At 53.1% G+C, this 13,635-nt stretch carries 10 protein-coding genes and 1 pseudogene; 3 read left to right on the top strand and 8 right to left on the bottom strand.

Annotation, left to right across the window (positions count from 1 at the left end):
* Window positions 1–22: 22 nt before the first annotated feature.
* Genes BDD14_RS10750 through coxB form a run of 4 tightly spaced genes read right to left on the bottom strand, consistent with a single transcriptional unit; the run spans window position 23 to window position 4,260 of the window.
* The gene (locus BDD14_RS10750) at window positions 23–889 is read right to left on the bottom strand and encodes a hypothetical protein (protein WP_242617879.1); all 867 of its coding nucleotides are present in this window, start codon (window positions 887–889) and stop codon (window positions 23–25) included.
* Between the two features lie 21 nt (window positions 890–910).
* Entirely contained in the window at window positions 911–1,513 is a 603-nt protein-coding gene (locus BDD14_RS10745; protein WP_130418802.1) for a cytochrome c oxidase subunit 3, read from the bottom strand.
* Window positions 1,510–3,198, bottom strand: a complete 1,689-nt coding sequence (gene ctaD / locus BDD14_RS10740) for a cytochrome c oxidase subunit I (protein WP_130418801.1) — start codon at window positions 3,196–3,198, stop codon at window positions 1,510–1,512. The genes BDD14_RS10745 and ctaD overlap by 4 nt, the downstream gene beginning before the upstream one ends.
* A 24-nt stretch (window positions 3,199–3,222) precedes the next feature.
* Complete coding sequence (gene coxB / locus BDD14_RS10735; RefSeq protein WP_130418800.1) at window positions 3,223–4,260, bottom strand: cytochrome c oxidase subunit II; 1,038 nt, start codon at window positions 4,258–4,260, stop codon at window positions 3,223–3,225.
* Between the two features lie 1,314 nt (window positions 4,261–5,574).
* Here coxB and BDD14_RS34425 point away from each other — a divergent pair.
* The 3 genes and pseudogenes from BDD14_RS34425 to BDD14_RS34420 all read left to right on the top strand — a co-directional run.
* Window positions 5,575–5,787, top strand: coding sequence for a hypothetical protein (locus BDD14_RS34425; RefSeq protein WP_423201748.1), 213 nt, complete (start codon window positions 5,575–5,577; stop codon window positions 5,785–5,787).
* On the top strand, window positions 5,741–5,977 hold the full coding sequence (locus BDD14_RS10725) for a Rossmann-fold NAD(P)-binding domain-containing protein (protein WP_165419818.1): 237 nt from the start codon (window positions 5,741–5,743) through the stop codon (window positions 5,975–5,977). The genes BDD14_RS34425 and BDD14_RS10725 overlap by 47 nt, the downstream gene beginning before the upstream one ends.
* A 576-nt stretch (window positions 5,978–6,553) precedes the next feature.
* Window positions 6,554–7,093, top strand: a pseudogene (locus BDD14_RS34420) (TniQ family protein); the annotation flags it as partial.
* 23 nt (window positions 7,094–7,116) lie between these two features.
* On the opposite strand, the gene BDD14_RS10715 reads toward BDD14_RS34420, so the two are convergent.
* From BDD14_RS10715 to BDD14_RS10700, 4 genes are all read right to left on the bottom strand, one after another.
* Entirely contained in the window at window positions 7,117–8,454 is a 1,338-nt protein-coding gene (locus tag BDD14_RS10715; protein ID WP_130418797.1) for a DUF1501 domain-containing protein, read from the bottom strand.
* 9 nt (window positions 8,455–8,463) lie between these two features.
* Window positions 8,464–10,374 (bottom strand): DUF1800 family protein, encoded by a 1,911-nt coding sequence (locus BDD14_RS10710; protein ID WP_165420017.1) that lies wholly within the window; start codon window positions 10,372–10,374, stop codon window positions 8,464–8,466.
* Between the two features lie 588 nt (window positions 10,375–10,962).
* Complete coding sequence (locus BDD14_RS10705; protein ID WP_130418795.1) at window positions 10,963–12,525, bottom strand: sigma-54-dependent transcriptional regulator; 1,563 nt, start codon at window positions 12,523–12,525, stop codon at window positions 10,963–10,965.
* A 60-nt stretch (window positions 12,526–12,585) separates the two neighbouring features.
* Window positions 12,586–13,428 (bottom strand): sensor histidine kinase, encoded by an 843-nt coding sequence (locus BDD14_RS10700; protein WP_165420016.1) that lies wholly within the window; start codon window positions 13,426–13,428, stop codon window positions 12,586–12,588.
* Between the last annotated feature and the right edge of the window lie 207 nt (window positions 13,429–13,635).

The following is a 13,635-nucleotide window of genomic DNA, read 5'->3' as shown; positions in this document are numbered from 1 at the left end:
GTGAGTCTTTGAGAGGCTGGTCTCATTGAGCGTAGTCTTTCTTGTGCGATCGATCGCTGTGGATGCCGGCGCGAATGGAGAATGGCAATGATTGAAACTGCGTTGTCCTGACTTTGACCTGTAGATTGACAATGAAGCCGCAGACCAGACCGAAGGCGATCTGCGATGGGATGAACCATAGCCAGTCAATACGTGCGTTGAGGATAGGGCTGATCACGCCCAGCGCCGAGTAGAGGATGCCCGTCCACAGGAGGGGCGCAACAAAGCCAGCCGTTAGAATCGGCTTCTTTGGGAACATTGGCAGCATGGCTCCGTAGAGCAGCCCGACCAGCACCGTGGTGAAGCTGTGAATGCCAAGAGCGGCCAGCAGACCCAGAAGGTGAAACTGGGCCATGAAGGCGTTGCTCTCTCCTGCCCAGCTGACAAAACCTCCGGCAGCCAACAGATTCACGGCGTACCAGACGCTGTGATATCGGAGCAGGCCGTAAAGAGCCGCAGGGATGACCATTGCGATTCCGCCCACGATACCGCCCTTGATTCCGGCCGTGATGCTGAAGGTCTCGAGCGGCAGTTGCTTGCGATGTTCTTCAGCGACTGGCACCACGATGCGGGTGGCGCGGCTGCTGGAGATTGTGATCGACTCAGGCTGCACGGGAACCGAGATGTGATCGTGCGGAAGGACCGCGACGAACCAGCCGAACATCGACCGCAATGTCAGCACAAGCCCGAGCAGACTGATGACCCAGTGCGTGACCATTCCCGTAATCATCAGCGCAATGCCGAGAGAGAGCACCATCGGCCATGGCGTTGGCGCCGGAAGGTGGACGGAGTCGTCGACCCCGTGCCCGTGATGTTGCGTAGCCTGTTTCATGAAATCGCTTTCGTGCATGATCCTTTTCCCGTCATCAGGCTATTTACCCAGAACATAGACGACCAGTAAAACGACCACCCATACTGCGTCGACGAAGTGCCAGTAAAGAGAGAGCACCTCGAGTTTCTCCGCGTGCTCTTCTTTCACGCGGCCAGCCAAAGAAAACGCGAGAGCCAGCGAAAGCAGGATCAGGCCCACGATAACGTGAACCGCATGCAGGCCGACCAGCGAGTAGTAGGTCGTTCCGAAGAGATTGGTTTGGATGGTAAGTCCCTCATCGTGGATGAGGTGGTACCACTCCCGCGCCGTCGTGACGAGAAAGATCGCCCCCAGCAGAACGGTACCTGCCAGGCCGAGCGTGCAGCCGCGAAGGTTCTTCTTCTGCAGCGCGCTTACCGCGAAGTGAACCGTGATGCTGCTCGAAAGAAGACAGATGGTGCCAAAGATCGGCAGCTCCAGAACCTGCGCCGGGGTGGGACCGCTCAGGCTCTTGCCGATGTAGAAGATGTAGGCGACGACGAAGATGATGAAGATCGCGGCCTCGGCCAGGATCAGGCATGCCATGCCGATAGTGCCGCGGTGCGGTAAGGTCCATGGCGCTTCAACCTCTGCATTAACAGGAATCGTGCTGATCGTTGTCATTGTTCGTAGTCCGAGTCTGGATCTTCAGGATGTTTCAAATCCCACAGTGGGCGACGGCTGTTGACCGTGGGCTCGATGGCAAAGTTATAAGCGGGCGGAGGCGATGTCGTGGCCCACTCGAGCGTCCACGCATCCCATGGATCGTGTCCGGCTTCTTTGCCTCGGGAGTATGACCGCACCATGTTGTAGACGAAGATGAGAATGCCGGCTGCCTGAAAGATGGCGCCCACTCCGACGAGGAAGTTCAAGGTCTCCCAACCGCGGCCTGCCTCGTAGGTATAGACACGCCGCGGCATGCCGAGTATCCCCGGAATATGCATCAGGTCGAAGGTGAGATGAAAGCCGATCAGGAAGACCCAGAAGTGCCACTTGCCCAGACGCTCGTTCATCATTCGTCCTGTGACCTTCGGATACCAGTAGTAGAAGGCCCCAAAGATCATAAACAGAATCGCGCCGACCAGCACATAGTGGAAGTGGGCTACCACGAAGTACGAGTTTCCAAGCTGCCAATCAAACGGAGCGACCGAGAGCATGATACCGGTAAGCCCGGAGATCAAAAACTGGAAGAGGAAGGCAACGGAGAACATCATCGGCACGGTGAAATAAATTCTTCCGCCCCACAACGTCGCCAACCAGTTGAAGATCTTGATGCCGGTTGGGACGGAGATGACCATTGTGGCAAAGACGAAAAAGGTATTGGCGCCCGCACCCATGCCGACCGTGAACATGTGGTGCGCCCACACGCCAAGGCTGATAAAGCCGATGCCTACCGACGCCGCCACCATCGCCGGATAACCGAAGATGGCCTTGCGAGAGAACACAGGGATGATTTCGTTGGCAAACGCGAACGCCGGCAAAACGAGTACGTAGACCTCGGGATGGCCGAAGATCCAGAAGAAGTGCATCCACAGAACGGCCGAGCCGCCTGCCTGCGTATCGAAGAAGTGCGAGCCAAGATAGCGGTCCATCGTCAGCATGATCTGCGCCGCCGTCAGCGGACTGACCGCAACGAAGACCAGGCCGGACATCACCAGGTAGAGCCATACCAGCAGCGGCATTCGGCCCATCGTCATGCCTTTGCATCGCATGCAGAGGGTGGTGGTCACGATGTTGAGCGCAGTTCCGATCGATCCGACACCGCTTAGAAAGACTGCCAGTGTCCAGTAGTCCGTGCTATGACCGGGTGAGAACACCTTCTCTGTCAGAGGCGCATACGCGAACCAGCCGACGTCGGGAGCCGACCCCGCCGCGTAGAGTCCGCTTGCACCGAAATAGCTGAAGTACAACAGGAGGCCACCAAAGGCGGAGATCCAGAAGCTGAACGCATTGAGCCGTGGGAACGCCATATCGCGCGCACCGATCATCAACGGGATGAGGTAGTTGCCAAAGCCAAACAGGATCGGCATGCCGACAAAGAACACCATCGTTGTGCCGTGCATGGTGAACAGTTGATTGAAGACCTGAGGCGACACAAAATGATTGTTGGGGATCGCGAGCTGAATGCGGATCAACATTGCTTCGATTCCCGCGACGATAAGAAAGGCCAGCGCGTACGCGATGTACATCAGGCCGATTTTCTTATGATCAACTGTCGTCAGCCATTCATACACGACATTCAGTTTTGTGCGGCTTGGCTGAGAGGCCAGCGACACATCGATCTCTTCCATTACAGGAGTTGTGGTCATACTTTAAATCTTTCCGGTAAAGGGTTAGTGAAGCTGTGTAAGGTAGGCCGTAATCACGTCCAGATCGTGAGCGTTCAAGTGCATCGACGGCATCAGCGAACCAGGCTTCATCGAATTGGGATTCTCGATCCACCTTCTCAGGTTCTCTGGCGTATTTTGAATCGGCCCGGAGGCGATCGTGTCTCTGCTCGCCAGATGCGTTAGATCTGGCCCAAACCGCCCCGTCGCTACGGTGCCCTTGACGGTGTGGCAGTTGATGCAGGCGTTGTGCATGAAGACGATCTGGCCCTCTGCAGCAGCAGGGTTTCCGGGGAATTCCTGCTGCGCGGGTTTTTTCTGCTGGCTGGCCCAAGCGGCAAACTCCTCAGGAGTCTGCGCATATACGCGCAACAACATCTTCGCGTGCTGAACTCCGCAGTACTGCGCGCACTGGCCGAGGTAAAGACCAGCCTTCTCCGGATCGATCCACATGGTGCTAATGCGGTTTGGAATCACGTCGGTCTTGCCTGCAAGGCGGGGCACCCAAAAGCTATGGGCTACATCGGCAGACGACATCGAAAGATATGTTGGCTCAGGCTTCGCTGGATCGCTGACAGGGATGTGAAGTTCATTGGCCGTGATGATTCCCAGCTTTGGATATCGATACTCCCACCAGAACTGGTGACCGATGACGGTCACGTCCATCGTATTGTTGGGCTTGGGTATAGCCTGGGTATCCAGGATGACTCGCGTGGTGGTGAGGAACAGCATCACCACGATCAGGATGGGAATCACTGTCCAGGAGAGCTCGATCTGATTGCTGCCGTATATCTGCACGGGCTCGCGATCGGGATCTGTGGGCCGATACCGATAACGGATCAGTGCATAGAGCAACAGGCCGCCAACAAGAAGAAATATGGCTAGCGTGACAGAGAGCACCAACATCGAAAGCCCGAACACTGAGTGGGCTGGTGTCGCGGCCGGCGAGAAGATGCTCGTAGGAGATTGCGCAAACGCCGCGCTGGCAAACACGAAGAAGCTGCACCCCACCACCCCCGGGAGAGGAATTATGTTTTCCGGCATGTCGCTCGAACTATCTCCTGGCTTCGATTCATCGTCGCTGTTCTTTAACTGCTGTAGATTCCTCAATAAGGATGAGGGATAGGAACCGCACTCGTATTTTTGATTCTCCCTGAAGTTATTTCAATCTTCTGGCTGTTTAGTGACTCGACCGTTTAGTTCGTCCTGGTGCAGGTGAATCTGGGCCTCCCGATCGATTTCAGGAACGTGCTTATAGAGACGGCTGACTGACAATTCAATGTTCCCGGTCAGGATAGGAGTGATAAAAACTGTGATACATCCTTTGTGTCCGGTGTGGTAACAGCGGCGACCATCAAGAGTGATACCCTAAAAAGGGTGGGAATGCATACACCCGTTAGGGTGTATAGCGAACTGCTTCTCACGGATTCGTCAAATCGAAACTGTGCTGTTAGCTGATTTTTTGGGATCAGCTCAGCCCATGTTCTTTACCCCTGATCGACGTTGTCTCTGTTATGTTTCTGTCGCGGTGGACATTTCGGGATCACCTTTCAATTTCCACCTTAGATCTATCTGCATTGAGATGCCATGACAGAAATACGTCAATTTATGTCATGGCATCTAGGCACGATAGCTCTGGGCCAAGGGCGTTTCGTCCCGCGTGAATTTGCGGCCCGTAAACGAGTCATCGACTTGAATGGCAGGACCAGGCAACGCTTCCGGTTCGTCATCCGCTCCTCCATAACTTTGCAGATGTCCCGACATTTCAGCTTTGCGCGAACAGGTGTGACCTTCTCTATCCTTCGGACGGTGCCGACGAGCAGTCGCAGGGCCTGGGTGGATGAGCCTCATTCACCTTACCGAAACGAGACAAGAGAACGCAAAATCATTGTCCGCCTCCGAAGCGGCGCTGTCCGCCGATATGCTTTAGCCAGAGCCAAGGGCATATGTGAAGGGTGCGATAACCCAGCTTCTTTCATCGCGGCTTTCGGAGAACCGTATCTGGAACCGCATCACATCCGTCGTCTTTGACGGAGGCTCGGATGATCCTCGGTATGTAGCGGGCGGTTGTCGTTCATAGGCCACGTTTATGGGGCATTTGCCGATCTGCAAACTGGCGAAGCTTTGCATAGATACGCGGCCTTCGGCGATCACCAGAGGATGTACAAGGCGTTCGGTGGCGCAGCCGCGGTTCGATCAGGACTTGGTCGGAGTCAGGCGCTGGGGTAAGGTGCGGTTTGCCGACTACACAGGCTAATCTCAAGTTGCTTGCGACCAAAGGATGGATTATCAACACTTGTTCAGTGGACAACCATATTAATTACGCCTCCTTTCGGTGGTCCGCTCGCGAGTTCGAAAGTGGCTTTTGCTTCAATGTGCACGGCACTAAGGCTTGAACTCCGACCAGAAGGAATCGCGGTCTGCGTCATTGAACCAGGTTCGATCAATACGCCGGCAGTACAGAAGACGCTGGGTGGAGTGGAACATACTATCGCGGGACTGCCGGCGGAGGGCGCTACGTGTTATGGTGCGGCCCATGCGGCGGATGGTTCAAATCTTCACGAAACATGAGCGCGCTGGAAGTCCGCCGGAGACACTAGCGGAAGTGGTAGAGCGCGCGCTGACGGATAAACATCCACAAACGCGCTATCTGGCAGGCAAGGATTCAATCAAACTGACGATGCTCGCGCGCGTTCTTCCCGAAAAGCTGCTGGACATCGCGGTGCTGCAGAATTTCGGACTGCTAAGGCCAACACACTGACACAGAGGTGAATGAACATGCGAATGCCATCGGGCAAAGCTGCTCACGCACGCGTACTTGCCTCCGGTCCAAATTGGGAACCGTTGTTAGAACTTCCTTAATGGTGCGCCGAGAAGGATCATCTTCAACGCATCGAGGACGCATCGCTGGGCAGGGTTTGCACGAGGGCCGGCGATATTGAAGTCGCTTGATCCTCAAGGCCTGTCGATGTCGCGGCGTCTAGCATAAACAAACAGCGTATTAGCCGACGCTATAAGCACGCTCAACACAACAGTTCCGACGACGAGAGATGCAAGAGCATGCCCCGCACGTCTCGGAGACGACGTAGTCCAGCCCGCACAGGTTAAGAATCGGTGAGCCGTCTCACCCGCGCACTATGCGACGGCGGGAATCGTGTCAATGTTCTTCGAAGTTGAAGTTCCGACCACTTAGACTCTTTGAGCGCCCGCTCAAATCCTCGTTCTGAGACAATTCGGCGTACCGGTGAAAAGGGCCGGCGCCGCCCATTCTGCGTCATTCGTATCTCACACATTCCAAGAGAGTTGAAAGGCTGCCCCAAATCATCAAAGACATTGCACGACCAATACGCGACCACTCCTGAAAAGTTTCCGAAATAGCGACGCCAAGCGAAAGATTACTGACAAACTCGGAAGTTCACGCATAACCCGCAAACTCCATTTTATAAAAACCGGGCTCGATGGCGGCACATTGGCTACGATGACACATGGGAGCACCCCAGACCTCCACGCGATCTCCTATCAGACTGCTGGTCGTTATTCGAGCCGCGTCCGCCTGTTGGGTCAGGAGGTCAACCCAAAGCATTTATTATTCACCACGGCTAAGGTCTGCCCAGAGTGTGTTGCCGAGAAAAAATTCATAGAAGCACACTGGGACCTCAAGCTTATGGTGGGCTGCCCGGTTCACCGTCGCTTGGCGGCAAGGGTGACTTCTCGAACCGCCGTGTACGGACCCGTATGCGCGCTGGTGTGGCAGGGGTCGGCAGGAAACTGCCGCCCCTATGCCGATCAAACACGGTTCAAGTCAACGAAAGGAACCGAGACTCAAGTTATAGCGGGTCATGCGACCCAGCTGTCATCGGATCTGTCCTCGGTCTAAGAAGGGATTAATTCTGTCGGTTTTTATGACAACTGAAGCGGTCCTTGAAAGTTCGTGAGATCCGGAAAAACACTGCTAATTTGATCCGACGTCAAGCCCATCCAAGAACCGATGCCGGCGGTCATTTGCGTGACCGATGTTGTTGGGATCCAGATTCCCTGAGTTCCCATGTCTGAATCGCCTCCTAAATCGAGGTCAGGAAAATCACCAACGATACGACCTCCGGTCAGGCCGCCGCCAATGATGATTTGATGGTTGCCCCAGCCGTGGTCGGTTCCTAGATTCATATTGCTCTGCATAGTCCGGTTGAAATCAGAGTGCGTGCATACCATGACCTGATCTGTCAGCCCCATCTCATCTAATGCATCCATAAATGCGCCTAGATTGGCGTCAAGATCAGACAAATTAGCGGCTTGGTTTGTGATTAGTTGCTGATGATGGTCATAGTTTCCTTGAGCGCAGTAGAACAACTGCCGTGACGCGCCTATGATCGAACGCCCGTTAATAATCTGCGCTATCATCTTCATGCTGGCTCCGAAAGCGCTCGTAGAGAATTTTGCATTTAAAGTCGGACCATATCCAGCCGCTTTTAGCAACAGAGCTTGTTCTTCCATTGAAGACTTACGTAGACGGGCTACTTGAGAAACGATCAAATTGCTGGATTGTGCATCGCTCTCCGCGATTGTCTGAACGGCAGCCTGTAACCCTGAAGGGATAGCAATCGCGCCTCCGCCCTGCGACTGCACCGCTACACCTTGCACTGAGTGGCCGACAGTGAAGATTGAACTCCCAGACGCGCTAAACGCAGGAGGCAGACTACCGGAATCTCCCGAGAGAACGTCTGCGATGCGACCTCCCCATCCTGAGTCAGGGAGAGCAACAGTAGTCGCACTCTGCCACTGAGCTACCCCGGCGGGATGCGAGAGAAGAGCCTGTGGCTGAAGTGATTCGCTATTGAGTAACTGTGCTTTAGTCAGTTTCTTAACTAGAGGTCCTACGTTAGCAACCACAAGCGCCTGTCGCTTGTTAAATCGTCTTGCCACGTTAACCAAAGAAGGATGTAGACCCAAGGTGCCTAAGCTTGAATTTGCTGTCCCATCTAATGGAAGAGGCGCCGACTGCGATAATGCAACCTTACCTCGGAGTTGTGAGTATTGCTGATAGACATGTGTATCGATGGGCACAATCATGTTGTTCCCATCGTTTCCGCCGGTGAGCGCAATCACTAGAACAGCCTTGTATTGTGGGCTTGATAGTTGAGCGAATGCTCTAATGGACAGCTCATTCGACCAAAGCGGCATTGTTGCGGCTGCTATTCCGGCGCGATTGCTGAGCTTGAGAAAATCCCTTCTCGTAATCATGATCAACTCCTAGTGAGATACCGTGTAGTTATCGCTATTCAGGGCAAGAAAGATCGCTGATTCCGCAGGTAACATCGGATCGGTCGTCTGAAGTTTGCTGCAGTAATCTGCAATGAATTGCTGTTCCTCCGTGGACATCTGACCGTGGTAAACCAAGTGGTTTAGAGCGTCAACCAAGTCAGGAACAGTCGTGAAGTTTTGATAAAGCCAAGACGATTTCGATAGCCCGGTAAACCCGCCCTGTTGCCCAGTAATCATGCCCCACAGTATTTGGCTTCGATTGATCAGCGTGATATTGTTCATAATCTGAAATTCAGGACTATTAATCGTTGTCCCAGGAATTCGATAGGAAGGACTGTAGAATCCAAAAACAGTCGGTGCATTGTAGATACACTCTGACAAGGCACAGGGCAGATAGGAAGGCTGAACGTCAGTGCTCGTCCAGCCGGTGATATTCATGGCAAACATCTCAAAGAGGTAAGGTTCCTGGAGAAATCCGTCCGTGGAACTCGGCTCTGTGTCTCCGGCCCTGGCTTCAGGGTCTAGCAGGATTGCCCTCACCACTGCCGAGAGATTTCCTCGTACACCTCGGCCATCATCTTTGAAGACTGTAACGATCCTCTTTACGTATTCAGGTGAGGGATCGCTTTTAACCAGACGCTGAATTAGGATTCGACTTACGAACGGCGGAAGGTTTGGGTGAGCAAATATTGCATCAAGCGCCATGGCGCGGTCTTGAGACGCTGTTTGCCCCGCCGGTAGAGTGACATTTCCGAATAGCTGCTTTTGCCCCTTGTCATGTTGGTTCTCGTTCGCTACAAGTGGGGCGCTCCAGTCGACACCGTAGAATGTGTAGCCAGGATCTCCGGATGGAGGATAATTCCATCCGGTGAACACGCGACTAAGGTCGAGAATCGTGGTCTGATCGTAAGCAGGGTTAGGTGAACCATTAAGGTCGGTCTGGACCGTTCCGTCATCATTAAGCATCGCGGTTCCGATGGTGAACAATTGGAGGAGCTCACGAGCGAAGTTCTGATTAGGATGTACGCTTGGATCTTTAGGCGCTGCATTGCCCGCCAAGGTTAGCAGTTGTGCTATCGAGACATCCGACGAAACATCGGTCAATAGGTCTCTGAAGTTCCCTGTAGCGTCTACCTCCATCTTTGCTTCAAATGGGTAGTTAGATGACTGCGCGGATATACCGGCACGAATTAAAAAGGTCTGCAGAGCCCAGGCAACTCTCATGCGCAACGGATTCGATCCCAGCACAGACCTCTCTATTATGGTGATGATCCCGCGATCCGTTGACTTGTACGGCTGCACCGGCATCGATTGCTGCTCTGTGATGAATGCATCAAGGCCGACGGTCTGGACGTGCTGAACTAAATCAGGACGTGGCCCGAATCCGGCCTGAGTGAGAAATCGAGCGGCCGTGTCAAATGATGTTGCTGTTTGAGCGATTGGAATCTGAATCTCGGCAAGGTCGGCTGAGGTGCTCTTGGAGAAGAGTCGAATCTTCGCGGTACCCGTATGCCATGGCGGAAGAAAGCCAATAGCAGAAACAGAGGTATCTGATGACGATGCGACTGAGAGAGGGCGGTCGTCGATAGTCGCGCCAACATCCCCGGAAAACTGTAGGCCGGAAATAGTTAGATTAACCGCTCCACCTGTGACAATGGATGGCGAGACAGACAATGGCTGTAGGGTCACCGGTAATGGGATCGCGCTGCTGGCGCTAGGTCCTGGATCCGGATTGCCAACAGTGATGTTGAGTTGCAATGCTGTTTGCGCGGGAACGACAACGGTAGCCTGGAGGCTTCCTGAGTTTATGAATGTGGTCGGAACGGCATTGCCGTTGACAAGGACTGTGGAATTGCGAACGAACTTACTTCCACTAACGGTGATTGTGCTAATCGGCATACGAATAACATTTGGCGCAACATTCGACACAATCGGGACTGGGTTCGTTATTTGAACTTGATGTGTAAACGTTTTGGCTCCCACTACGTAACTGATAGAGATTGAGTTTGGCTGAGGAACGGTAGCGGGCGCTTGAAAAACGCCATTCTGATCGATTGTTCCGTTCGTCGATGCGCCAACGACCTTCCATTGCCCTTGACCTGCATCGGCCCCATCCATCCTGAACGTAATGGTCTCGCCTGCGCGAACAGTTTCGCTTGTTGCCGATATCGTCGAGGACGAGGATGTTCCGGACGAGTTACCTGCGCATCCGATTATTCCTAGCGAAGCCCCTAGACATACTCCGAGACAGAAAGCTGCCGATTTCAGCGTTGCCTTCAATCGGCTTAGATCTGCTGAGTCGTCGCCAATATAAGTCTTCATGGGACTAGATATCGGCGTTGCAATATTGAGAAATAGCTATGTTCTGGAATAGGTCGAACTCGCGAAACGAATCACGACGTAACGCGAAGATCTACTGGTGTGGATGCCCGGGAGAAGTTTTCAACTTTTGAAGCTCTTGGAGAGCTTATCAGGAACTAGATGCTGCTACGAGACCGACAAAATTGGGCCTTCGAACTCATCACTTACACCATATTCCTTGAGCTTGCGGTAGAGAGTCGTCTTGCCGATCCCAAGCAGCTTAGCCGCCAAAATCTTGTCACCATTGAGCATACGTATAGTTCCCAAAATTGCTTGCTTCTCCATCTCTGCGATCGGAACAATATGGCCACTGTTAGACGAAGAGCTTTTATAGTCCGGCTGCGCAATAGTTTCTACGGCCGGCTCTATCGTCAATTCTTCCCTGAGAGGAACCTCAAGATCCTGTAGTGAGATCGGAAGATCGTCTAAGTTTAGTGTCAGTCCATTCGATAACACCCATGCTCTCTCGATTGCATTTTCGAGTTCTCGGACGTTACCTGGCCAATCGTACTTGACCAACGCACGCAGGGCCTCATCGGATACTGTCCTTTCTACGCCAGCTTCCTTCTCAGCCTTGGCCATGAAATGAACAACTAACAACGGAATATCGTCTCGGCGTTCGCGTAGCGCAGGCATCTTTAAGTTAACAACATTCAATCGGAAGAACAGATCCTTGCGAAACTTTCCTTGCTCTACCATTGCCGCCAAATTGCGGTTTGTCGCTGCGAGCACACGGGCAGAGATAGGCCTGGCTTGCGTGCCGCCCATCGGCCGAACCTCTTTTTCCTGTAGTGCACGCAGAAGCCTAGATTGCAGATCCAGTGGGAGCGCTCCGATTTCGTCAAGAAAAACAGTTCCTCCACTAACGGAAGCTAACAACCCTTCTTTTGCGCAATCCGCCCCTGGGAATGCACCTCTCACATGCCCGAACAGCTCGCTTTCAATCCAAATTGGAAAGGGGGAACTACAGTCAACCTGAACGAACGGCTTCGCCACGTTCGGTCCGTTGAAATGAATGGACCGAGCCACGACTTCCTTTCCCGTGCCGCTCTCACCCAGAATCAGAACAGGGTGAGTCGAAAACGCAACCTTCGATAAGATCCTGTATAGCTTCTGCATCTCCGAAGAGCGACCTACGAGTCCATCCGTGTTCGTCTGGGATCGCAGCTTTTCGCGTAGCAGCCGACTCTCTCGATCAAAGTGCACTCGCTGCCCCGCACTCTTGAGTACAGCGGTCAATTCCTCTAGTGCAAACGGCTTCGTCAGGTAATCACGGGCCCCAATTCTCATCGCCTCCACTGCGGAGGAAACCGTTGCGTAGGCAGTCATCACGACCACCGCCGTATCTGGATAAAGAACTTTCGCCTTTTCGAGTAAGGCTAGACCGCCGCCGTCGGGAAGCTTCAAATCCAGCAACAGGAGATCGACCTTCTGGTTTTGCAGTAGCATCTCACCTTCAGCCAGTGTGCCGGCTTCTGACACGTGAGCGCCTTTTTGTGCCAAAACATGGCAGCAAGCCGTTCGCATTTGCTGATCATCATCAACCACCAGGACATGCAGGGGAGCACACTCCGTTATGGCGGGTCCGACCAAGCGTTCGCTAGCTTCCTTGGCTATGCAATTATTCGAATTTTTCAAGGAAACTGTTGATGATTCGTATAATCGGGCAGCCGCATCTTTCACCAGCATATTTCTCTTCCTCTAACTACTCTGTGCGATACGTCGCGGTGCACATCCATTCGTCTACCCCTATGCTGCGTTTGCCCGATTTTCAAACCAAGTCACTGAAACCCTGGTGCCACAACCGGGATGGCTGTCAACCTCGACGCACCCCCCAGACTTGACAGCCAATTCACGTACGATGCGCAACCCGAGTCCACGCCGATGTGTTTTCGAATGCCAGGCCAAACCACGCAATCTATCTAGAGCTGATTTGCTCATACCTGGCCCATCATCCCGCACCGTCATAACGACCCGCCGTCTGCCGTATTCATCCCTATCGATGCTGCCTTCAATGGTCACAGAAATCATGCCGGCCATCGGCGTCACTGCAGCAGCATTTTTAACAAGATTTACCAAGATGCGTTCGATAGTTTCGCTTGAAACGGGAATGGGATGGGACGCATTCGGACCAACAGTAACGTGAACAGGCCGCCTAATTATTCGAGACAAAAGGCCTCTGTAGTTGTTCACGACTTGTGGAAGAACCGCGCTCTCACTGTTGTTAGTCGATTGTCGAGTATATCCAGCCAGTCGCTCGATCAAGATGTTGCTACGTTCAGCGAGTAGTCGGATCTCTTCTGCATACGGCCGGTATTCGTCCGACAGCACACCCGGACCAGATAGCAATTCCGCATATAGGCTAAGCGCGCCTAAAATATTCCCTGCGTCGTGCGCTAAGCCCACCCCCTCTGCCACTCCATCAGCCGACCTGGTTCGGCAAAAGTCGGATTGATCGGGCCCTTTGAACAATTCCAGTGTCGATATAGAAAGACCTTGAGAAGACGTACAACTCTGGGATGCCAGCATTTCAAAACTCCGCGAATTTGTTTTTGTTACCAAAGTTTCCGCGTGTGCGTAATTTTTACGCATAACTTGGTAGTTTTTACGAGGTCTATATACTTTAGTAATGCCTGTTCCCACTCTAGATCAAGTCTTTTGGCGGGCATTAGTTCCAATTTGGAACTCCGTTATAAGCACTCAATTGAATGGACATTCACGCTCACCTGGCGGATTATCGGCCAAATTCGATGATTGAGTTAGGAAATCCTCCATAGGTGCAAGGATTAAAGAAGGAAG

It is taken from the genome of Edaphobacter modestus, from assembly GCF_004217555.1.
Taxonomy (GTDB): domain Bacteria; phylum Acidobacteriota; class Terriglobia; order Terriglobales; family Acidobacteriaceae; genus Edaphobacter; species Edaphobacter modestus.
The sequence above is the reverse complement of the archived record's forward strand: the minus strand, read 5'-3'. Positions and strand labels throughout refer to the sequence as shown.

Excerpts from the sequence above, each read along its gene's own strand:
- BDD14_RS10715 (WP_130418797.1), bottom strand. The coding sequence starts at position 8,454 with ATGATTACGAGAAGGGATTTTCTCAAGCTCAGCAATCGCGCCGGAATA.
- BDD14_RS10710 (WP_165420017.1), bottom strand. The coding sequence starts at position 10,374 with ATGCCGATTAGCACAATCACCGTTAGTGGAAGTAAGTTCGTTCGCAAT.
- ctaD (WP_130418801.1), bottom strand. The coding sequence starts at position 3,198 with ATGACCACAACTCCTGTAATGGAAGAGATCGATGTGTCGCTGGCCTCT.
- BDD14_RS10745 (WP_130418802.1), bottom strand. The coding sequence starts at position 1,513 with ATGACAACGATCAGCACGATTCCTGTTAATGCAGAGGTTGAAGCGCCA.
- BDD14_RS10725 (WP_165419818.1), top strand. The coding sequence starts at position 5,741 with ATGGTGCGGCCCATGCGGCGGATGGTTCAAATCTTCACGAAACATGAG.
- BDD14_RS10705 (WP_130418795.1), bottom strand. The coding sequence starts at position 12,525 with ATGCTGGTGAAAGATGCGGCTGCCCGATTATACGAATCATCAACAGTT.
- coxB (WP_130418800.1), bottom strand. The coding sequence starts at position 4,260 with ATGCCGGAAAACATAATTCCTCTCCCGGGGGTGGTGGGGTGCAGCTTC.
- BDD14_RS10700 (WP_165420016.1), bottom strand. The coding sequence starts at position 13,428 with ATGCGTAAAAATTACGCACACGCGGAAACTTTGGTAACAAAAACAAAT.
- BDD14_RS10750 (WP_242617879.1), bottom strand. The coding sequence starts at position 889 with ATGCACGAAAGCGATTTCATGAAACAGGCTACGCAACATCACGGGCAC.